The 20,979-nt window shown below is 65.1% G+C and carries 16 protein-coding genes; 10 read left to right on the forward strand and 6 right to left on the reverse strand.

Annotation, left to right across the window (positions count from 1 at the left end):
- Nucleotides 1–7 precede the first annotated feature (7 nt).
- The 8 genes from VZ068_RS17500 to VZ068_RS17535 all read left to right on the forward strand — a co-directional run bounded on the left by VZ068_RS17500 (nt 8) and on the right by VZ068_RS17535 (nt 9,701).
- A complete protein-coding gene (locus VZ068_RS17500) occupies nt 8–658 on the forward strand; it encodes a thiol:disulfide interchange protein DsbA/DsbL (protein WP_349655999.1) in 651 nt (216 codons plus the stop codon).
- A 90-nt stretch (nt 659–748) separates the two neighbouring features.
- The gene (locus VZ068_RS17505) at nt 749–1,564 is read left to right on the forward strand and encodes a thiol:disulfide interchange protein DsbA/DsbL (RefSeq protein ID WP_259156473.1); all 816 of its coding nucleotides are present in this window, start codon (nt 749–751) and stop codon (nt 1,562–1,564) included.
- Nucleotides 1,565–1,613: 49 nt separating this feature from the next.
- Nucleotides 1,614–2,351, forward strand: a complete 738-nt coding sequence (locus VZ068_RS17510; protein ID WP_046963281.1) for an endonuclease/exonuclease/phosphatase family protein — start codon at nt 1,614–1,616, stop codon at nt 2,349–2,351.
- Between the two features lie 134 nt (nt 2,352–2,485).
- A complete protein-coding gene (betT, locus tag VZ068_RS17515) occupies nt 2,486–4,465 on the forward strand; it encodes a choline BCCT transporter BetT (protein WP_349656000.1) in 1,980 nt (659 codons plus the stop codon).
- 38 nt (nt 4,466–4,503) lie between these two features.
- Nucleotides 4,504–5,976, forward strand: a complete 1,473-nt coding sequence (gene betB, locus VZ068_RS17520; RefSeq protein WP_349656001.1) for a betaine-aldehyde dehydrogenase — start codon at nt 4,504–4,506, stop codon at nt 5,974–5,976.
- A 148-nt stretch (nt 5,977–6,124) separates the two neighbouring features.
- A complete protein-coding gene (betA, locus tag VZ068_RS17525; protein WP_349656002.1) occupies nt 6,125–7,795 on the forward strand; it encodes a choline dehydrogenase in 1,671 nt (556 codons plus the stop codon).
- A gap of 192 nt (nt 7,796–7,987) precedes the next feature.
- Complete coding sequence (locus VZ068_RS17530; protein WP_259156479.1) at nt 7,988–8,440, forward strand: MarR family winged helix-turn-helix transcriptional regulator; 453 nt, start codon at nt 7,988–7,990, stop codon at nt 8,438–8,440.
- 58 nt (nt 8,441–8,498) lie between these two features.
- Nucleotides 8,499–9,701, forward strand: coding sequence for an FAD-dependent monooxygenase (locus VZ068_RS17535; RefSeq protein ID WP_349656003.1), 1,203 nt, complete (start codon nt 8,499–8,501; stop codon nt 9,699–9,701).
- A gap of 201 nt (nt 9,702–9,902) precedes the next feature.
- Here the strand turns inward: VZ068_RS17535 and VZ068_RS17540 are convergent, their stop codons facing one another.
- Entirely contained in the window at nt 9,903–12,779 is a 2,877-nt protein-coding gene (locus VZ068_RS17540) for a TonB-dependent receptor (RefSeq protein ID WP_349656004.1), read from the reverse strand.
- Nucleotides 12,780–13,051: 272 nt separating this feature from the next.
- Here VZ068_RS17540 and VZ068_RS17545 point away from each other — a divergent pair, with 272 nt between their 5' ends.
- Nucleotides 13,052–15,025 (forward strand): transglycosylase SLT domain-containing protein, encoded by a 1,974-nt coding sequence (locus VZ068_RS17545; RefSeq protein WP_349656005.1) that lies wholly within the window; start codon nt 13,052–13,054, stop codon nt 15,023–15,025.
- Between the two features lie 280 nt (nt 15,026–15,305).
- On the opposite strand, the gene VZ068_RS17550 is transcribed toward VZ068_RS17545, so the two are convergent.
- From VZ068_RS17550 to pssA, 5 genes are all read right to left on the reverse strand, one after another.
- A complete protein-coding gene (locus VZ068_RS17550; protein ID WP_349657748.1) occupies nt 15,306–16,403 on the reverse strand; it encodes a pectate lyase in 1,098 nt (365 codons plus the stop codon).
- 286 nt (nt 16,404–16,689) lie between these two features.
- Complete coding sequence (locus tag VZ068_RS17555) at nt 16,690–17,823, reverse strand: pectate lyase (protein ID WP_259156483.1); 1,134 nt, start codon at nt 17,821–17,823, stop codon at nt 16,690–16,692.
- Between the two features lie 822 nt (nt 17,824–18,645).
- Nucleotides 18,646–19,128 (reverse strand): ribosomal protein S18-alanine N-acetyltransferase, encoded by a 483-nt coding sequence (gene rimI / locus VZ068_RS17560; RefSeq protein WP_349656006.1) that lies wholly within the window; start codon nt 19,126–19,128, stop codon nt 18,646–18,648.
- A complete protein-coding gene (locus VZ068_RS17565; RefSeq protein WP_349656007.1) occupies nt 19,125–19,589 on the reverse strand; it encodes an alanine acetyltransferase in 465 nt (154 codons plus the stop codon). The genes rimI and VZ068_RS17565 overlap by 4 nt, the downstream gene beginning before the upstream one ends.
- A gap of 10 nt (nt 19,590–19,599) precedes the next feature.
- Nucleotides 19,600–20,373 (reverse strand): CDP-diacylglycerol--serine O-phosphatidyltransferase, encoded by a 774-nt coding sequence (pssA, locus tag VZ068_RS17570; RefSeq protein ID WP_259156489.1) that lies wholly within the window; start codon nt 20,371–20,373, stop codon nt 19,600–19,602.
- A 123-nt stretch (nt 20,374–20,496) separates the two neighbouring features.
- Between pssA and VZ068_RS17575 the strand changes: the two genes are divergently transcribed.
- Nucleotides 20,497–20,895, forward strand: a complete 399-nt coding sequence (locus tag VZ068_RS17575; RefSeq protein ID WP_259156490.1) for a DUF4124 domain-containing protein — start codon at nt 20,497–20,499, stop codon at nt 20,893–20,895.
- Nucleotides 20,896–20,979: the final 84 nt, after the last annotated feature.

Raw genomic sequence — 20,979 nt, forward strand, 5'->3', positions numbered from 1 at the left:
AGCCTGCATGAATCTGCTTTCCCGCCTGTCCCTGCTGTTGTTGATCCTGGTGCCACTTTCGGCCTGCGCCGCCGACAAGACGGCGCCGCCGGTCGAAGGCGAGGACTACACCCTGATCGACGGGGGCCAGCCGTACGCGCCGCTGGCCGGCAAGGTCGAAGTGGTGGAAGTGTTCGGCTACACCTGCCCGCATTGCGCGCACTTCGAGCCGACGCTGGAAGCCTGGGCGGCCAAGCAGCCGTCCTACGTGCGTTTCACCCCGGTGCCGGCAGCCTTCGGCGGGTTCTGGGATGCGTTTGCGCGCGCCTACTTCGCCGCCGACATCCTCGGCGTGGCCAAGCGCAGCCACCGCGCCATGTTCGATGCCATCCACGAAAAGCAGAGCGTGCCGACCCAGAACGTGGCGCCGGAAGAACTGGCTGCGTTCTATGCCGACTACGGCGTGCCGCAGCAGCGCTTCGTCGACACCTTCAAGAGCGCGGCGGTGGACGCCAAACTCAAGGCCGCGCGCGAGTTCGCACAGCGCAGCAAGCTGCCCGGCACCCCGGCCATCATCGTCAACGGGCGCTACCTGATCGGCGCGCGCAATTACCCGGACATGCTGCGCGTGGCCGACTACCTCATCGCCCGCGAACACGCCGGCCCTGCCAAGCGCTGAACCGCGTAACCGCCACCGACGGCCGCCGTGGCATCATGCGCCCCGCGGCCGTCCGGCCCTTTCCTCGCCCCACGCTGGAGATCCAATCCGATGAAGACCCGCTTCGCCCTGACGCTGATGGCGCTGCTGCCGATCCTGGTCGCCTGCAAGGCCCAGGACGGTTCGTCCGACACCGCACCTGCCGCCACCACGCCGGCTGCCGAAGCGGCGCCTGCGCCGGCTGCTACCACTCCGGCCGCCGACCCCGCCGCACCGCCTGCGGTTGGCGAGAGCGCCAGCACCCCGCCCGCTGCCGCCCCCAGCGCCGCTCCGCGCGCACCGAACGGCCCCGAGCCGATCGCCGGTACCGACTATGTGGACATCCCGGCAGGCCAGCCGTACCAGCAGGCCGCCGGCAAGATCGAAGTGGCCGAGATCTTTGGCTATGTCTGCCCCGCCTGCAACGCGTTCCAGCCGCTGGTCGGTCCATGGAAGGCCGGCCTGCCGTCGGACGTGCATTTCGTCTACGTGCCGGCGATGTTCGGTGGCCCCTGGGATGACTATGCGCGTGCCTTCTATGCCGCCGAGACCCTGGGCGTGCAGGAAAAGACCCACGAGGCGCTGTACAAGGCCATCCACGTCGACCAGACCCTCAAGGGCGAGCGCGGCAAGGACTCGGTGCAGGACATCGCCGCGTTCTACGCCAAGTACGGCGTTGACTCCAAGACCTTCATCGACACCATGAGCAGCTTCGGTGTGTCGGCCAAGACCAACCGCGCCAAGCAGTTCGCCACCCGTAGCCAAATCACCGGCACGCCGTCGCTGATCGTCAACGGCAAGTACCTGGTCAAGGGCAAGAGCTTCCCGGACATGCTGCGCATCGCCGATCACCTGATCGCGCGCGAACGCGCCACCCTGGCCAAGTGAGCCGGGCGACCGCCGCATCGTGAACGCTTCGGACTCGCGCACCCTGCGGGTGCTGACCGCCAATATCCAGGCCGGCTCCAGCACCCGCCGTTACAGCGATTACGTGACCCGCAGCTGGTCGCATGCGTTGCCGCTAGGCGCAAAGCGCACCAGCCTGGACAGCATCGCCAAGCTGGCCGGCGACCGCGACATCGTCGGCCTGCAGGAAGCCGACCCGGGCAGCCTGCGCTCGGGCTTCACCAACCAGACCCACTATCTGGCCGAACGTGCCGGTTTCCACTACTGGAGCCACCAACCCAACCGCCGCATGGGCGGGGTGGCCTCCAGCGCCAACGGCTTGCTGAGCAAGCTGGAACCGCTGGAAGTCCAGGACCACGCCCTGCCCGGCCGCATCGGCGGACGCGGCATCCTGCTTGCCAAGTTCGGGCAGGGTCGCGATGGGCTGGCGGTGGCGGTGGCGCATCTGTCGCTGGGCGCCAATTCGCGCATGTCCCAGCTGGCCTTCATCGCCGAGCTGCTCTCCGAGCATCCCAATGCGATGCTGATGGGCGACTTCAACTGCGTGGCCGACCGACCGGAAATGCAGGCCTTGTATCGGCATACGCGATTGCAGCCGCCGAGCTGCGTGGTGCATACCTTCCCGAGCTGGCGCCCGGACCGGGCGATCGACCATATCCTGGTCAGCGACAGCCTGGCGATCGAGCACACCGAAGCGATTCCTGCCGCGTTCTCCGATCACCTGGCAGTGGGCATGGATATCCGCGTTCCGCTGCAGTTGCTGCGCTAGCGCACGCAAAGTGCCCACGGGTTCGCACTGGCGAACTCGACCGACGACACCCCCTAAACACCGCCTGTGCGATAACGCAGGCGGTTTTTCGTTGGGAGCACGTCACGTGATACGCATCGTATGAGCGCGTCGGTATGAGTGCAGTCGAGCCGCAGCCGTTGCCGGTGCGCACCTTGCGGCCGGTGTTCGTGCTGGCCGCGACGGTGGTGTGCACATTCGCCTTGCTGGTTGCGCTGTTTCCGCTGGACGCCGGCAGCGTGTTGCTGGATGCGCAGACCTGGGCCTCGCGCAACGTCGGTTGGTACTACCTGCTGGCAATGACGGTGTATCTGGTGTTCGTACTCGGCGTGGCGTTGTCCAGCTATGGCAACATCAAGCTCGGCGCCGATCACGACGAACCGGAATTCAGCTATCTCTCCTGGGCCGGCATGCTGTTCGCCGCCGGCATCAGCATCACGCTGTTCTTCTTCTGCGTCTCCGAACCGCTCACCCATTATCTGCAGCCGCCACAAGGCGGCACCGGCAGCGGCGAAGCATCGGCACGGCAGGCCATGCAGTTGCTGTTTCTGCACTGGGGCCTGCATGGCTGGGGCGTGTTCGCGTTGGCGGCGATGGCGCTGGCGTATTTCGCCTTCCGTCATAACCTGCCGCTGGCATTGCGCTCGGCGCTGTATCCACTGATCGGCAAGCGCATCAACGGGCCGATCGGTTACACCGTGGATGCGCTGGGCATCGTGGCGACGGTGTTCGGCATCGGTGCGGACATGGGCTTTGGCGTGCTGCATCTCAATGCCGGGCTGAGCACCTTGTTCGATGTGCCGCATACGCACTGGGTGCAGGTCGCGTTGATCGTGGCGATGATGGGCGCAGCCATCGTGGTGGCGGTATCGGGCGTGGAAAAAGGCGTGCGCTGGATGTCGGACATCAACATGCTGCTGGCGATCGCGCTGCTGCTGTTCATGCTGTTTGCCGGCCCGACGCAATACCTGCTCAATGCCTTGATGCAGAACCTGGGCGACTACCTGGGCAGCGTGGTCGGCAAGAGTTTCGACGTCTACGCCTATGGCGGACGCGCGGACTGGCTGGGCAACTGGACGGTGTTCTACTGGGCCTGGTGGATCGGCTGGGCGCCGTTCGTCGGCCTGTTCATTGCGCGCATCTCGCGCGGGCGCACCATTCGCGAATTCGTGCTGGGCGTGTTGTTGATCCCACTGGGATTCACCCTGGCGTGGCTGTCGATCTTCGGCAACAGCGCGCTGGATCAGTTGCTGCATCATGGCCAGGGCGCACTGGCGCAACAGGCCATCGATGCGCCACAGACGGTGCTGTACTCGCTGCTGCAAAGCTATCCGTGGAGCCGCACGGTGATCACGGTGACGGTGGCGATCAGCTTCGTGTTCTTTGTCACCTCGGCCGATTCCGGCACCGTGGTGCTGTCCACGCTGTCCTCGCACGGCGGCGAGCCGCACGACGACGGTCCGCGCTGGCTGCGCGTGTTCTGGGGCGTACTCACTGCCGTGGTCACTGCAGGTCTATTGCTGGCCGGTAGCATGGACGCGCTGAAATCGGCGGTGGTGCTGGCATCGCTGCCGTTCTCCGCGGTGTTGCTGCTGATGGCATGGGGCCTGTCGCGCGCGCTGAGCGAGGAATCGCAGCGCAAGCGCGCACAGCTCCATAGCCCCAGTCCGTTGATCGGGCAGTCGCGTCATCATGGCGGCTGGCGCCAGCGGCTGGGCCAGGCGATGCACTTCCCGGCGCGCGACGAGGTCTACCGCTTCATGTACGACCAGGTGCGTCCGGCGATCGAAGCGGTGACCGCGCAGCTGCAGGAAGAAGGCTGGAAGGTCAGCAGCCGGATCGACGACGGCGACATGGAAATCAGCGTCGACCACGGCGAACAGCAAGGCTTCCGCTACCAGGTGGTGATGCGCGGGTACCTCACCCCGTCGTTCGTGGCACAACGCTTCCGCAACCAACGTTACTACCGCGCCGAAGTCTATCTGTACGAGGGCAGCCAGGACTACGACCTGGTTGGCTACAGCCGCGAACAGATCATCAACGACATCATCGATCAATACGAGCGTCACCTGCAGTTTCTGCACCTCACGCGCTGAGCTGCGTCGCTGCGGCGACCGTCCCAAGGAGGTTTGTCATGCCACGTTTCCCCGACCAGCTGCTGTACATCGGCGGCCGTTATGTTCCCGCCCGCGGCGGCCACACATTCGAAGTCGTCAATCCCGCGACCGGCGAGGTGCTGGCCAACGTGCACAACGCTGGTGCCGACGATCTGGACGCTGCGGTCGATAGCGCCAAGGCCGGCCAACGCGTATGGGCCGCGCTCACGACGGTGGAGCGCTCGCGTATCCTGCTGCGCGCGGTGGCGCTGCTGCGCGAGCGCAACGATGCGCTGGCCGAGCTGGAGACGCTCAACACCGGCAAGCCGCTGAGCGAAACCCGCAGTGTGGACATCGTCACCGGTGCCGACGTGCTGGAGTACTACGCCGGCGTGTCGCAGGCATTGCAAGGCGTACAGGTGCCATTGCGCGAGGGAAGCTTTTTCTACACGCGGCACGAGCCGCTGGGCGTGGTCGGCGCCATCGGCGCGTGGAATTACCCGATCCAGATCGCATTGTGGAAGGCCGCACCGGCACTGGCCGCCGGCAACGCGATGATCTTCAAGCCCAGCGAAGTCACTCCGCTCACTGCACTCAAGCTGGCGGAGCTGTTCACCGAAGCCGGCCTGCCCGATGGCGTATTCAACGTACTGCCAGGCGATGGCGCCAGCGTGGGCACCGCGCTGACCGAGCACCCGCAGATCGAAAAGATCAGCTTTACCGGCGGCACCGCGACCGGGCGCAAGGTGATGGCCAGCGCATCGAGTTCGTCGTTGAAAGACGTGACCATGGAGCTGGGCGGCAAATCCCCGCTGATCGTCTGCGCCGATGCCGATCTGGATCTGGCTGCCGACATCGCGATGATGGCCAACTTCTACAGCTCCGGCCAGGTGTGCACCAATGGCACCCGGGTGTTCGTGCCGCGTGCGTTGCGCACCGCCTTCGAAGCGCGGCTGCTGGCACGCGTGCAACGCATCCACATCGGCGACCCGCTCGACGAACGCACCACCTTCGGCCCGATGGTCAGCGCCGCGCACATGCAGCGCGTGCTGGACTACATCGAACAAGGCAAGGCCGAGGGCGCGCGCCTGCTGTGCGGCGGCGAGCGCCTGCGCGACGGCGCCTTGGCGCAAGGTTGCTACGTGGCGCCGACGATCTTCAGCGATTGCAGCGACGTGATGACGATCGTGCGCGAGGAGATCTTCGGGCCGGTGCTGAGCCTGCTCCCCTACGACGACGAAGACGAAGCGGTGACGCGCGCCAATGCCACCACCTACGGGTTGGCGGCCGGTGTGGTCACGCCCGATCTGGCGCGTGCGCACCGGCTGATCCATCGCCTGGAAGCGGGCATCTGCTGGATCAACACCTGGGGCGAATCGCCCGCACCGATGCCGGTGGGTGGTTACAAGCAGTCCGGCGTGGGTCGCGAGAATGGCCTGGCCACCCTGCAGGCGTATACGCGCACCAAGTCGGTCCAGGTCGAGCTGGAACGCTACGCATCGGTGTTTTGAGCGGCCGACGCTGCAACGCACGCCATCGCTGGATGCGTGCGTTGCGCACAACACACGCGCTGCGCGCACCACCACATTGCCGCGCCCAGAACAGCGACGACCCAGTGCCTTGACTGCCGCTGCACCGCACACGCATCAGGAGACCACCATGCAACGCGAATACGACTACATCATCATCGGCGCCGGTTCGGCAGGCAACGTGCTGGCCGCACGTCTGACCGAAGACCCGGGCGTGACGGTGCTCCTGCTCGAAGCGGGCGGGCCGGACTACCGGCTGGACTTCCGCACCCAGATGCCGGCCGCGCTGGCGTTTCCGCTGCAGGGCCGCCGCTACAACTGGGCCTATGAAACCGAACCGGAGCCGCATATGGACAACCGGCGCATGGAGTGCGGGCGCGGCAAGGGCCTGGGTGGTTCGTCGCTGATCAACGGCATGTGCTACATCCGCGGCAACGCGCTCGATTTCGATCACTGGGCCAAACGCCCGGGGTTGGAGGACTGGAGCTACCGCGATGTGCTGCCGTACTTTCGCAAGGCCGAAACGCGCGACATCGGCGCCAACGATTACCACGGCGGCGAAGGCCCGGTCAGCGTTGCCACGCCGAAGAACGACAACAACGTGCTGTTCCATGCCATGGTCGATGCCGGCGTGCAGGCTGGCTACCCGCGCACCGACGATCTCAACGGCTACCAGCAGGAAGGTTTCGGGCCGATGGACCGCACCGTGACCCCACGCGGACGCCGCGCCAGTACCGCGCGCGGCTATCTCGACATGGCCAAGCCGCGCGATGGCCTGCATATCGTCACCCATGCAACCACGGACCGCATCCTGTTTGCCGGCAAGCGCGCGATCGGCGTGCATTACCTGGTCGGCAACAGCAGCGAAGGCATCGATGCGCACGCGCGCCGCGAAGTGCTGGTATGTGCGGGCGCCATCGCCTCACCGCAGCTGTTGCAGCGCTCCGGTGTCGGCGCGCCCGATCTGCTGCGTGCACTCGATGTCCAACTGGTCCACGACCTGCCCGGCGTCGGCCAGAACCTGCAGGATCATCTGGAGGTCTACATCCAGTACGCGTGCACCAAGCCGGTCTCGTTGTACCCCGCGCTGCAGTGGTGGAACCAGCCTGCGATTGGCGCCGAGTGGCTGTTCGCCGGCACCGGCACCGGTGCCAGCAACCAGTTCGAAGCCGGCGGTTTCATCCGCACGCGCGACGAGTTCGACTGGCCCAACATCCAGTACCACTTCCTGCCGGTGGCAATTAATTACAACGGTAGCAATGCGGTGAAGGAACACGGGTTTCAGGCGCATGTGGGCTCGATGCGCACGCCCAGCCGCGGGCGCGTGCATGCCACCTCGCGCGACCCGCACCAGCATCCGTCCATCCTCTTCAACTACCAGTCCACCGATCAGGACTGGCAGGAATTCCGCGATGCGATCCGCATCACCCGCGAGATCATCGCCCAGCCCGCACTCGATGCGTATCGCGGACGCGAGATCAGCCCGAGCGCAGACTGCAAGACCGACGCCGAGCTGGACGCCTTCGTGCGTGCGCGGGCGGAGACGGCGTATCACCCGTCGTGCTCGTGTGCGATGGGCACCGACGACATGGCCGTGGTGGATGGCCAGGGCCGCGTGCACGGCATGGAAGGCCTGCGCGTCATCGACGCCTCGATCATGCCGCGCATCATCACCGGCAACCTCAATGCCACCACCATCATGATTGCCGAGAAGATCGCCGACCGTATGCGGGGACGGACACCGTTGCCGCGCAGCACTGCCGATTACTACATCGCCGGCCATGCACCCGTGCGCCGGTAACGATCGGCAACGAGTGAGGCCCGTGGATGCGCGACGCACTAACCCGTCGCGCATCCGTCGCAGCCCATCGCAAGGCGCTGCGCCTTCGTCGAAAGATGCGCCTTGCCGTTACGTGCCAGCCGCACTGCCCCGCCGCACGACAGCCCCTGCCGCGCGGCACCGTCGCCCGCACGCGTGGGATATGCTTTGCGCATGAACTCGGACATCCACCCGGAAGCCGCCATCGCGCCCGGCTATCTGGCCAACCATGCCGCGCGCGTCTTCAATCGCAGTGTCGACGCCCGCCTGCGCGAACACGGGCTGACCCTTGCGCTGATTGCGCCGTTGCTGCTGCTGTCGTGGAAAGGCCCGATGCTGCAGCGGGATCTGGTGCGCCACTCCGCAGTGAAACAGCCTGCCATGGCCGCGCTGCTGGACAAGCTCGAAGCGATGGCGCTGATTGCGCGCGAGGCGACGTCCAACGACAAACGCGCCGCCACCGTGCGGTTGACTGATGCCGGCAAAGACGCAGCCGCCGCCGGGCGCACTGCGCTGCTCCACTTCAATGCAGTCGGCGTCTCGGGATTTTCCAGCGAAGAAGCCGGGCTGCTGACGGTCCTGCTTGGCCGGCTGATCGCCAACCTGGAATCCGCCGCAGGCGAATAGCATCACGCATGATATTTAAGTATCATGCGTGATATACATTCACTGCAGGAGCGGCATCATGTCCCCCCGGATTCTCATCAGTGGCGCAAGCGTCGCCGGGACCACTGCAGCATGGTGGCTTGACGCCTACGGAGTCGAAGCCGAGGTCGTCGAACGCGCTCCGGCGTTTCGTGACGGCGGCCAGAACGTCGACGTGCGCGGCAGTGCCCGCGAGGTGCTGCGCCGCATGGGACTGGAAGCACGCGCATTCGAACGCAGCACCAAGGAGCTCGGCACCGATTGGGTGAGCGAAAACAATCGCGTCATTGCGCGCTTCAAGGCAGACGAGTCCGACACCGACAGCGGGCCTACCGCCGACCTGGAAATCCGTCGCGGCGACCTTGCGCGCATCCTGTACGACGCCACCCGCGAGCGCGTTCCCTATCGCTTCGGCGACAGCATTCGCGAGGTTGCCCAGGACCAGGACGGCGTGGACGTCACCTTCCACAGCGGCCGATCCGCACGCTATGACGCTGTCGTGGTCGCCGAAGGCGTTGGCGCGCAGACGCGTGAGCTGGTGTTTCCCGGAGAGAACGTGCCGTACTGGATGGACATGACCATCGCGTACTTCAGCATCCCCCAACTCCCGCACGACAGTGCGTATGCCAGGCAATACAACACGGTGGGCGGACGCGGCGCGACGTTGAAACCCGCGCTGGACGGCAAGCTGGGCGCCTATCTCGGCCTGCAGAAGCGGCCCGAGGGCGAGAACGCGTGGAGCCCGGAGCGGCAACGGCGCTACATGCAAGCGCAATTTGCCAACGACGGCTGGGAATTTCCGCGCATTCTCGACGTAATGAAGGATGTCGACGATTTCTACTTCGACGTGCTACGGCAGGTGCGCATGCCGCGATGGTCCGCCGGCCGGGTGGTGTTGACCGGCGATGCCGCATGGTGCCCCACATCGCTGTCGGGTATCGGCACGACGCTGGCGATGGTCGGCAGCTATGTACTGGCGGGCGAACTTGCGCAGGCCAGCGCGCCGACGCAGGCGTTTACGCACTACGAACGGATCATGCGCCCGTTCGTCAAAGAGGGGCAGAACGTCCCCAAGATCGTCCCGCGCCTGCTCTGGCCGCACTCCGCTGTCGGGCTGAGGCTGCTGCGCGGCGCGATGCGCCTGGCAGGCACCCCGTTTGTCCGACGCGTGATCAACAACAGCTTCGCGCGCGATTCCAACAGCATCGCCTTGCCAGACTATCGGCCGGTGCAGCCGCGCTGAAACGGTCGTTGTCGCCGATCGACGACAACGACGGCACGACAATGCGCCCGCGCTAAAGCGCACCGCTGCGATACGCAGACAACCGGCGGCGCATCCCTTGCCACGACCCTGCCTGATGCGACAACGACACCTCCGCAGCGCCGCAGTTACCCGATCGGCCTGCGTGGTTCTTGCTGAAGAACCACGCAGCGCCCGGCGCCTCTAGAACTTCAGATCCGCACGCACATACCAGAAACGCCCGCCGGGGACGTCGTAAGTGGAGGCGTCGTAGCCATTGAGTGAGCACGACAGGCAGATCGGGGGATCCTTGTCGAAGACATTGTTCAAGCCGGCGTTGAGTTGCAGTCCCTTGAGCCAGTCGAAGCGGTATCCCACCTGCGCATCGTGATAGGTGATCGCATCCAGCCGATTTGTGCCGACCGACGGATCCGAGCACACCGCAAACTCCACCGCATCGCCGCACTGCTCGGTGAGCTTGGAGATGTAGCGCGCCGTCCACGATGCGGTCCAGTTGCCCAGCGACCAATCAAGGACGGCATTGCTGGTCCACTCGGGAATCGCACTGTCGACCACTTCGATCCCCGGCCCCTGTGGCTGCCGCTGCCCGGCTGCGCCCAGTGCTTCGTAACGGCCCACGAACGTGTTCTGCCATGACAGCTTGAAGCGGCCGAATGCGCTTTCCGGCAGCGTCCAGAACAGGTCCACGTCCCAACCATCGGTCTTGATCGAGCCCAGGTTGGTCAGCCGGTTGTTGAAGGCGTTGATGCCGCCGGTGGACGCGCGCCCGATGCCGTCGCAATACAGCGCATCCAGTGTATCGACGCACAGATCCAGCTGCGTCTGCGCGTTGATGGCCTGGATCGCGCCATCGACGTGATGGCGATAGAACGTCACCTCCATGTCCAGCCGGTCGGACCAGCTGGCGTTGCTGGCAAAGCCCGGACTGAACACAAAGCCGGCGCTAAAGCTGCGCGAGCGCTCCGGATCCAGTTGCTCGTTGCCACCGGTGGTGACCGAAATCTGCTGGTTGGCCTGCTGGTAACCGCCCGGCACGCCCAGTGCCGCGCAGTTGGCCGCACTGCCGCGCGGCGCGGTACCGCCCAGGCCGATCGAGCAGGGATCGGACAATTGCAGGTCGGCGCGCGCAGCCGAACCGAACAGTTCGCCGATGGTCGGCGCACGGAAACCTTCGGCGTAGCTGGTCCGCAACACCAGCTCATCGGTGACCTGCCAGCGCAGGCCGTACTTGGGCGTGAATTCACCGCCGAAGGTGGAGTAATCCGAGTAGCGGCCGGCGATGTTCAGATCGAGCTTGTCGCCCAACGACGAGTTGGCGAAGATCGGGATGTTCAGCTCGAGATACGCCTCGTTGACGTCGTAGCTACCGGAGGTCGGCAACGACGGCACGCCGTTGTAGCGGCCGGCCACGGTGAGCGGATCGGGCTGATACGAGCCTTCGTACTTGCGGTATTCGTAGCCGCCGGCAAACGATACCGCGCCGCCCGGCAGCTGGAACAATTCGCTGCTGAGGTTGGCGGTGAACAGGCTCAACTCGTTCTGGCTGCGATCGCGCACCACCGGCTGGATCCAGCGCAACATCTCCGGAGTGATGCTGCCGGCACCGCTGAAGATATCCAGCGGCACGCAACCGGCCACCGCCGCGCACGCGGCCGGGTCGCCCAAGGCCAGATTGATGTTGAACAGGTTGTAGCTGCCGTAGTTGGTCTGCTCGGCCTTGTTTTTGCTGTACATGCCGTTGACATCCCAATACCAGGTGCGCGCGGCCGCTTCGAACGTCCCTACCAGCCCGGTGCCGACGTACTGCGTATCCACCTGCTGTTCGTAGCGACGCGGCCCGCCTTCCACCGGACGCCGGCCGATCTGGATCAGGTTGGTGGCCGAGTTCAGATCGAAGCCGAACGGATTGAACGGATTCAAGCCGGAAATCACGATGTTGTCGGCGAGCGGATTGCCGGTACCGGCATCGGGGCCGAGAAAGATCGGCTCCGGCGCGGCCTGGTTGGTCGACTCGCGGCGATTGCCCAATGCCTTGACGTACCACTGCACGTCGTCGTTGAAGTAATAGCGGAACTGCGCAAACACGCCCTTGCGCTCGGACGGTGTCAGCAACAGGTTCTGCTCGGCGAAGTTGTAGCGGTCTGCGGTGCCGAAGCAGTGATAGTCGTCGCCGCGTGTGCACCCAGCGCTGCCGTCGTATTGCGGCGTGCCCACGCCTGCATTGGGCGTGAGGTTCTGGCGCGCGCCGGTGTTCGGGTCGACGAACTGAAAGCGCCCATCCGGCGTGGCCGAGCTGCCGAAGGTCAGCCCGGTGCCCGGGATCGGAAAGCGCGCCTGCGCACGGTCGCGCGCATAGATCGGGTCCTGCTTGACGTAGCTGGCGCCCAGAAACAGGCTGAAATCCTCGCCGCTGGTGCCCCAGGCCAGGTCCACGCCCTGGTTGGCGCCATCGCCCTTGCCGTATTGGCCATAGTTGAGCGTGACCTGCGCGCCGTCGAAGCTGCGCCGGGTGATGATGTTGACCACGCCGGCAATCGCATCGGAGCCGTATAACGACGAAGCGCCGTCTTCGAGCACTTCGATGCGTTCGACGATCGCCAGCGGGATGGTGTTGAGGTCGGTCGACGAGCCCACGCCCGAGGCGGACGACTCGTTGACCCAGCGGATGCCATCGACCAGCACCAGCACGCGCTTGGAGCCCAGGTGGCGCAGATCCACCTGCGCCGAACCCGCCCCCACGCCGCTGCCGTCGGGCGGAAAGCCGAAATTGCCGGACGAATTGAACTTGGCATTGAGCGCCGAACCGGACGCGGTGAGCTCCTGCAGCACTTCGCCGATCGAGGTCAGGCCGGTACGTTCGATATCTGCGCGGTTGAGCGTCTGGATCGGCACCTGACCTTGCAGCTCCGCGGTCTTGATGCGGGTGCCGGTGACTTGCACGCTATCGAGCGTACGCGTGCCGGGGGCGTCGGGCTGTTGCGCCCAGGCCAGTGTGGGGATCAGACACAACGACAGCTGCACGGCCAGGCATGACCGAGACGGGGCAATCAGACGCTTCATCCTTTCTCTCTCCAGAAGGATCTTTGAGTGTCCGCACGCCCCCGTGCCCTGCGGTCCATCCCGAGTTGTAAACGAAACCTTAACGCGTCGCAATCTGGCGATGCAGCACTGCGATGTGCGTCGCAGTGCGTGGTGTCTGCGCTGATGCCGACACCCGGAGCATAAGCGCATCGTCCAGACGGTCGTCGCCGGGTGGCGTCGATGTGCCGCACGCTGCCGGGTGCGATGCGTGTTCACTCAAGCGCTCAGGCGTGCTTCGGTATAGTCGCGCGATGACTTATTTTCCCCGTCTTGCCACTGTTTTCGTCGGCCTGTTGTGCCTTGGCAGCACTGCGCTGCATGCGCAAAGCCTGGATCCGCAATTGACTGCCATGCGCGATGCGATCGCTGCCGCAGAACGCGGCCAGTCCGATCCCGCCCAGCTCTCTGCATTGAGCCGCCATCCGCTGTATGGCTGGCTGGAATTCGCCACGCTCAAGCGCAACATCGACAATGTCTCCAACGCGCAGGCGCAGGGATTTTTGCAGCGTTACGCCGGCCAGCCGGTGGCCGAAAGCTTCCGCAGCGCCTGGTTGCCGGCGGTCGCGCGCCGCCAGGACTGGAGTACCTTGCTGGCCAACTGGAAGGCCACCGACAACCTGGGCCTGCGCTGCGCACAGCTGACCGCGCGCCAGGCGACCGGCAGGCTGGACGCACAGTGGAGCCGCGATGCGTTGACGTTGTGGCGTAACGGCAAGGCCCTGCCCGATGCCTGCGAACCGGTGGTGGCGGGGCTGGAGTCGCGCGGCGAACTGACCCCGGCACTACGCTGGGAGCGGGTGGAAGCCGCTGCCGATGCGCAGCTGCCTGCGGTGATGCGTACGGCGGCACGCGGCTTGCCGGCGGCCGATCTGGCACTGGCCACCGATTACGCCTCCTTTCTCGACAAGGTCCACCCGCGTGCATTGGGTTGGCCCAAGACCGAGCGCAGCCGCCGCATCGCCGTCGATGGCCTGGCCAAGCTGGCCAAGACCGATCCGGACGCCGCCGAGCAACAGCTGCCGCAGTTCGCCAGCGCGCTGGGCTTGAGCGAGGCGCAACGCGGGCAGGTGCTGTATCAGATCGCGTTGTGGACGGTGGCGTCCTACCTGCCGGATTCGGCCCGCCGGCTCAACGCGGTGCCCGAGGCAGCCTACGACGAGCGCCTGCACGAATGGCGCGCGCGCGAGGCGATGTCGCGCGGCGATTGGCCTGCGGCATTGGCCGCCATCCGCAGGATGCCTGCCAGCCAGCGCGCCGATTCGCGCTGGCAGTATTTCGAAGCGCGCCTCACCGAAAAGACCGGTTCGGCGGCCGCCGCACAACCGCTGTATCGCGCCGCTGCGCAGTCGCCGACCTTCCACGGCTTCCTGGCCGCCGACCGCCTGCAGCAGCCGTATCGGCTATGCCCGTGGGAGCCCAAGGACAGCCCGCAGGCAAAGGCCGCAGTGGCGCGCGACCCGGCATTGACCCGTGCGATTGCGTTGTTCCAGATCGATCGCCCCGGTTGGGCCGTGGCCGAATGGAACGATGCCGCCAGCCGCTTCGACGACACCCAGCGCCGCCTGGCAGTGGAAGTGGCCAGCGACAACGGCTGGTTCGACCGCGCGGTGTTTGCGCTCGGCAAACAGCCGGACGAACAACGACTGTATTCGTTGCGTTTTCCGTTGCATCACGATGACAGCATTCGCCGCGAAGCCGCCAAGAACGCCATCGACCCGGCATGGGTTGCCGCAGAGATTCGTGCCGAAAGCATCTTCAATCCGCGTGCACGGTCGCCTGCCAACGCCATGGGCTTGATGCAGGTATTGCCCGGCACCGGCGCGGCGGTCGCCAAGGGCATCGCCCTGCCCGGCTACGCAGGTGCCGCCAGCCTGTACGAGCCGGACACCAACATCGCCATCGGCACCGCGTACCTGCGCCAGCTGCTCAACACCTACGGCCTGCCCTATCTCACCATCGCCGCCTACAACGCCGGCCCCGGCCCGACCGGCCGCTGGCAATCGCAACGGCCGGGCTTCGATCCGGACTTCTGGATCGAGACCATCAGCTACAAGGAAACCCGCGAGTACGTTGCGCGTGTGCTGGCTTTCAGCGTGATCTACGACTGGCGCCTCAACGGCGACATGCTGCCGCTGAGCGACCGGCTGATGGGCAAGCTGGTGGACAAGCGCCAGAAACCGGTGTGCACGCCTGGCCAGAGCGCGAGCAACGCAGCGCAGGACTGAGCGCACTTGCGCCGACGGGCATGGCCGCGCGGCCCAACGGTCGCGTTTGTGCCAGTGCGTTGTTCGACGCGAACTTTGCTTCATCGACGTGCGATACCGCGCCGCTTGCAGGACACGTGGCGATTGCATCGTTTGAAGCGCACTGGCGTTGCGTGCTGGCCTCGTCGACTGTTCTCAAGCGGGCATCCACGGTAACCGGGCAAACGCACAACGCCCGCATCGCTGCGGGCGTTGTGTGATGGCCTGCAGCGCTGCAACCATCGCAGCGCTGCATCGCGCGTTACAGCTTGCCGGCGCCGGCCTTGGCCTTGACGTCTGCAGCCACCTTGTTGGCAGACAGCAGGTTGTAGGTGTAAGGCGGTTTCCAGCCGATGTTGCTGTTCCAGGAGCAGCTCAAGGCCTTGCCATTGAGCAGCGAGCCCTGGTCGCGGTACACGCTGCCCTTGTAATCGGCAGCGATCTTGTCGCAGCTGCTCACGCCGCTGATATCAAAGGCATTATTCTCGGAGAAGATCTTCGATTCCTTGCCTACGCCATGCGCGTGCGAGAACGGGTAGACCTTATTGCTGGTGCTGCCCACGTGGTAGTTGTTGTACAGATGCACCTGACCGAAACGCACCCGCGGTGCACGTGCGGAAATGTTTTCGAACAAGGTGTTGTGGATGGTCACCTTGAGCTTGCCGCTGTCGGTGCTGGACGCGCTGTCGCTGGAACCGATCAGGCTGTTCTTCTCGTGCGACTTGAATGCCGAGTACGAGATGGTCACGAAGTTGGCGCCCTTCTTGACGTCCATCGCGCCATCGTGATGCTGCTTGGGTCGGCCATTGGCGGTGCCGTTCTGATCGTCGGTGCGACGACCATCGGTAAAGGTCACGTGGTCCACCCAGACATTGGTGGCACCTTCCACGGTCAGGCCGTCGTACTCGGAATTCCAGTTGCCTTTGTCGCCATCGTCGGCATCCCACTTCGGTTCCGGATCCCACGGATTTTCGATGGTGAGGTTGCGCACGATGACGTCGTTGGCCTTGACGTAGAAATAGCCTTCGCGGATTTCTGCATTGGTGCCGACGCCGATCAGCGTGGTCTTGGTCGGGATATCCAGACGCGCGCGCGTCTTCATGTCCGAGGTCTTGGTGTAGGCCTTGCCTTCGCTGATGTCGATGACACCCTTGACCTTGATGATGCGCCCGTTACTGCCCGCGCCGGCCTTCAGCGCAGCCTTCAATTGCGCTGCATTGGTGACGGTATAGATGTCCGCTGCAGAGGCTTTGGAACCGCCCTTTGTGCCGCCGTTCTGGGTGGCCCAGCCGGTGGTGGCAACTTCCAGCGCAGGGTCTGCTGCATAGGCGGTGGTCGACAACAACGCGGCGCTCAACATAACGCCCACAACGGTACGTCCCACAACAGTCGATGCGTTCGACATGGTGATGAAGTCTCTTGATTGAGTGATGCGTGACACGCCGCTGCGCGGCGTGCTCCCCGTGCGTTCGCCCAGGCCAACAGGCCAGTCCCCTAGCGAACCCGGCCGATGCTAATGCTTCTGTACATTATTTAAAAGTACATTTTCAACATGTTGCACCTGCGTTTCTGGAATGGCTACGCGCCACGCGCAGCGCACGTTGTCGTGCACTGCGCGTGGCAACGTTTTCAGCAAGTGGGATCGCTTACAGCTTGCCGGCGCCTGCTTTTGCCTTGACGTCCGCAGCCACCTTGTCGGCCGACAGCAGGCTGTAGGTGTAAGGCGGCGTCCAGCCGATGTTGCTGTTCCAGGAGCAGCTCAAGGCCTTGCCATTGAGCAGCGAGCCCTGGTCGCGATACACGCTGCCACCGTAGTCGGCGGCGATCTTGTCGCAGCTGCTCACGCCGCTGATGTCGAACACGTTGCGCTCGGAAAAGATCTTTGATTCCTTGCCCACGCCATGCGCGTGCGAGAACGGGTAGACCTTATTGCTGGTACTGCCCACGTGGTAGTTGTTGTACAGATGCACCTGGCCGAAACGCACCCGCGGTGCACGTGCGGAGATGTTCTCGAACAAGGTGTTGTGGATGGTCACCTTGAGCTTGCCGCTATCGGTGCTGGAGGCGCTGTCGCTGGAACCGATCAGGTCGTTCTTCTCGTGCGACTTGAACGCGGAGTAGGAAATGGTGACGAAATTGGCGCCCTTCTTGACGTCCATCGCGCCATCGTGGTGCTGCTTCGGTCGGCCGTTGGCGGTGCCGTTCTGATCGTCGGTGCGGCGACCATCGGTAAAGGTCACGTGGTCCACCCAGACGTTGGTGGCGCCTTCCACGGTCAGGCCGTCGTACTCGGAATTCCAGTTGCCGGCGCTGCCGTCATCCGGATCCCAGACCGGCTCCGGATCCCACGGATTTTCGATGGTGAGGTTGCGGATGATGACGTCGTTGGCCTTGACGTACATGTAGCCTTCGCGGATCTCGGCGTTGCTGGTGATGCCGATCAAGGTGGTCTTGGTCGGGATATCCAGACGCGCACGCGTCTTCATGTCCGAGGTCTTGGTGTACGGCTTGCCTTCGCTGACATCAATGATGCCGCTGATCTTGATGATGCGCCCGTTGCTGCCCACGCTGGCCTTCAGCGCGGCCTTCAGCTCGGCGGCATTCTTGACGGTATAGATGTTGGCAGCGGCGGCCTTGGAGCCGCCCTTGGTGCCGCCGTTCTGTGTCGCCCACCCAGTGGTTGCCACTTCCAGCGCTGGATCGGCGCTTGCAATGCCGGTGAGCAGCAACGACCCGACAAACAGCGACGCGGCGGCCGCCGTCGAAAATTTCGGCTTCATCTTGATGTCTCCCTCGAATGGGTTCGATACGCCGCGCGGCGGCGCATCCCTCGTCTAGCGACTGCGGAACGTACTTTTCATCTCTGTAATGTTCAGTTCCGCGAAACGGATACTAGGAGCATCGCAATCGCTTGTATCTAGGCAATGCATCGATGTGCACGCGCAGTCACGCAAACGGTTGCGAGACACCACAGAGAAGACAAAACGTTGTAATCAAGACATGCGGAGACAGCGCCAGGGACACTGCAGCGCAGCATGATGCGTGTCGCATTGCAGCTGGACATGCATCCGAGCCAGCGTGTTGCCGCGATCACGTCTGCGCGCTTTTTCCAGGCAAAAGCATCGATTGCAACGTGCCGATGACACGCGCGTGCGCATTGCGCGCACGCTTGAGGCGTTCGACGCGAACGCACTGCATCTGGTCGAGGCAAGTATGGCAACCGCGACGCGCCATGCGAGTAACCGGCACACGCAAAACCGCTGTGATGCTGCTGACCGGATGAAGCGCATGGCACACGCGCGCTGCCTGCTACAAGCTGCCGTCAAGACAATGGGATCGACCACATCGCGCCGACCAACATCGCTGCCGCGTTGCATGCACTCGGCAGAACATGCCAGCCGGCGTCGCTTTCGCATGCAACACCCAATGCGCGCCCCGGACCCGTAAGCGACTGACTGCAGCGGCCCAAGCCAAAGCGCCCTCAGGCCGGCGCGCACGTTTCATGCGCACGGCCGTCGGTATGCGCACACGTCATGCGTGCGGTCGGCGCCTGCAATCGATTCGATGATGGGCAACCCGCGTAGGCGGGGCTGCTGCGTCGCTCAGGAAAACCCTTCGAAGAACAACTCGATCGCCATCACCAGCGCATCTTCGCGTCCGGTGTGGGAAGGGTAGTAGCGCGGGCGACGGCCGATCTCGTTGAAGCCTTCGGAGTGATACAGCGCAATCGCCGAAGGATTGGACGGACGCACCTCCAGAAATGCGCGCCGCGCGCCGCGGTCGCAGGCGCCCTTGATCAGCGCACGCAACAACACGCGGCCATGTCCTTGCGACTGCGCTTCCGGCGCGATGCAGACGTTGAGGACATGCGCCTCGTCGGCGGCAACGCTGATGATGCCGTAGCCGATGACCTGGCCGCCCTGCTCCATCACCCAACCCGGGTAGCCCGCCTGCAGGCAATCGCGAAAGATGCTGCGCGTCCACGGAAACGGATAGGCACGTTGCTCGATCTCCATCACCACGTCCAGATCGCTTTCGCGCATGGCACGCAGCGCCGTGGGCAGCGGGGCGTTCATTGCGCTCACGCCGGGTCCTGCCGGCGACGCAGCGCGCGCAGCTGCGGCCACAGCGCGCGCTTGGCGGCCGGGTTGCCACGCAACTCGGCCAGTGGCCAGGAGGCCATCAAGGCTTGCGTCGACGGGTCGCCCGGGTCGCAACCGGACGCGCGCAGCAACGCCATCTGCAAGCGGTCGGGCAGACCAACGCGGCTGCGTCGTTGCGGTGCAGCCGCCGAACCTGTGCCGGGCGCATGCGACTGCGCCGGCGCGGCGGGCGCAGTACGACGTGCCGGCGGTGCAGCTGCCGGAGCCGCCGGCGCGAGACGTGGCTCACGCACGGGTGCAGGCGCCGGCGCGTGCTCTGCGAGGTCAACCGGCGCAGGCGGCGCATCGGCGGTGTCGCGATCCAGATACACGGTGTGCCCCATCGCCTGCAGGCACGACACCTGCAGGTCCGACCACACCGGCTCGTGCGCAGACTCGCTCATGGGTGCAGGCTCATGGCAGCTCGGGCACGCGCCGCCAGCGCCGCCACAGCCACATCGCCGGGCCGGACAACGCGTACAGCACCCCGATCACCAGCAGCGACCGCGCCAGGTCGATCACCAGCAACGCGATCACCACCGTGGCGACCGCCAATGCCAGGAACGGTACACGGTCGGCACGCGGGCCACGCGCGCCGCCCTTGAAGCTCCAGAAGCGGATCCGGCTGACCATCAACAGCGCCGATACCACCGTGACCGCCAGCGCCACGTAGCGCAGCTGCTCGCCGTCGAAGCCCAGGCTGTCGTCGGCGAACGCCCACACGAAGGACATCATCAAGCCGGCCGCGGCCGGACTGGCCAGACCGATGAACCAGCGCTTGTCGACCACGCCGACCTGGGTGTTGAAGCGCGCCAGCCGCAGCGCCGCGCAAGCGGCATACAAGAAGGCGGCCGACCAGCCGACCCGGCCCATCACGTTGCTGTCGTATTTCAGCGCCGACAGCGACCAGTGGTACATCACCAGCGCCGGGGCCATGCCGAAGCTGACCAGATCGGCCAGCGAGTCGTACTGCACGCCGAATTCGCTGCTGGTGTTGGTCAGGCGCGCGACCCGGCCGTCCAGCCCGTCCATCACCGCCGCCACGAACACCGCCATCGCCGCCTGGACGAACTGACCATTGGCGGCGGCGATGATGGCGTAGAAACCGGAAAACAGCCCGGCGGTGGTGAACAGGTTCGGCAGCAGGTAAATCGTGCGCGAGCGCGGGGGCGGTCTCATTTCATCCATCCGGCAAGTGTAGGGCCTGAGGTCCGTCCGGCGGTAGCGCGCCCGCCCCGCCGCCGCGCGATCACTTGCCAGCGCGGGCCGCGGATGCTGCAATCGCGGGGGGAATCATCCAGGGGAAGCCACATGCACCTGTCGTCCGGGCTTTGCGCCCTGTTGCTGCTGCTCAGCGCCACTGCAGGCGCCACCGATCTGTATAAATGGAAGGACGCCAAGGGCGTGACCCATTACACCGAAACCCCGCCGCCGACCGGCCAGCGCTACGAATCGCGTCGGATCGACGCCCGCAGCGGCACTGCGGCCATCGCCGCGCCAGAGGCTGCCACCCCGGAATCGGCGGACTGCCTCACCGCACGTCGCAACCTGGAACTGCTCAGCGGCAAGGGCGAGGTGACCATGGGCGCCGGCGACGGCAAGCCCGGCACCCCGCTGGACCCGGATGCCCGCGCCGCGCAGCGCAACCTGGCCGAAGCCGCCGCCAAGGCCTATTGCAAGCCGGCAACGACCGGCGGCCCGGCGAACTGAATCCAGCTAGCGCAGCGTGCGCGGCTGTCGGGATATTCGAGAGTGAGACAACGCACCGCACCATCGGCGCGTGGCATATCGAAG

It is taken from the genome of Xanthomonas sp. 10-10 (assembly GCF_040182365.1).
GTDB lineage: Bacteria > Pseudomonadota > Gammaproteobacteria > Xanthomonadales > Xanthomonadaceae > Xanthomonas > Xanthomonas arboricola_F.

Bases quoted from the DNA above. Each gene is read 5' to 3' on its own strand.
- VZ068_RS17500 (WP_349655999.1), top strand. From the start codon at position 8: ATGAATCTGCTTTCCCGCCTGTCCCTGCTGTTGTTGATCCTGGTGCCA.
- VZ068_RS17505 (WP_259156473.1), top strand. From the start codon at position 749: ATGAAGACCCGCTTCGCCCTGACGCTGATGGCGCTGCTGCCGATCCTG.
- betT (WP_349656000.1), top strand. From the start codon at position 2,486: ATGAGTGCAGTCGAGCCGCAGCCGTTGCCGGTGCGCACCTTGCGGCCG.
- betB (WP_349656001.1), top strand. From the start codon at position 4,504: ATGCCACGTTTCCCCGACCAGCTGCTGTACATCGGCGGCCGTTATGTT.
- betA (WP_349656002.1), top strand. From the start codon at position 6,125: ATGCAACGCGAATACGACTACATCATCATCGGCGCCGGTTCGGCAGGC.
- VZ068_RS17530 (WP_259156479.1), top strand. From the start codon at position 7,988: ATGAACTCGGACATCCACCCGGAAGCCGCCATCGCGCCCGGCTATCTG.
- VZ068_RS17535 (WP_349656003.1), top strand. From the start codon at position 8,499: ATGTCCCCCCGGATTCTCATCAGTGGCGCAAGCGTCGCCGGGACCACT.
- VZ068_RS17540 (WP_349656004.1), bottom strand. From the start codon at position 12,779: ATGAAGCGTCTGATTGCCCCGTCTCGGTCATGCCTGGCCGTGCAGCTG.
- VZ068_RS17545 (WP_349656005.1), top strand. From the start codon at position 13,052: ATGACTTATTTTCCCCGTCTTGCCACTGTTTTCGTCGGCCTGTTGTGC.
- VZ068_RS17550 (WP_349657748.1), bottom strand. From the start codon at position 16,403: ATGTTGAGCGCCGCGTTGTTGTCGACCACCGCCTATGCAGCAGACCCT.
- VZ068_RS17555 (WP_259156483.1), bottom strand. From the start codon at position 17,823: ATGAAGCCGAAATTTTCGACGGCGGCCGCCGCGTCGCTGTTTGTCGGG.
- VZ068_RS17565 (WP_349656007.1), bottom strand. From the start codon at position 19,589: ATGAGCGAGTCTGCGCACGAGCCGGTGTGGTCGGACCTGCAGGTGTCG.
- pssA (WP_259156489.1), bottom strand. From the start codon at position 20,373: ATGGATGAAATGAGACCGCCCCCGCGCTCGCGCACGATTTACCTGCTG.
- VZ068_RS17575 (WP_259156490.1), top strand. From the start codon at position 20,497: ATGCACCTGTCGTCCGGGCTTTGCGCCCTGTTGCTGCTGCTCAGCGCC.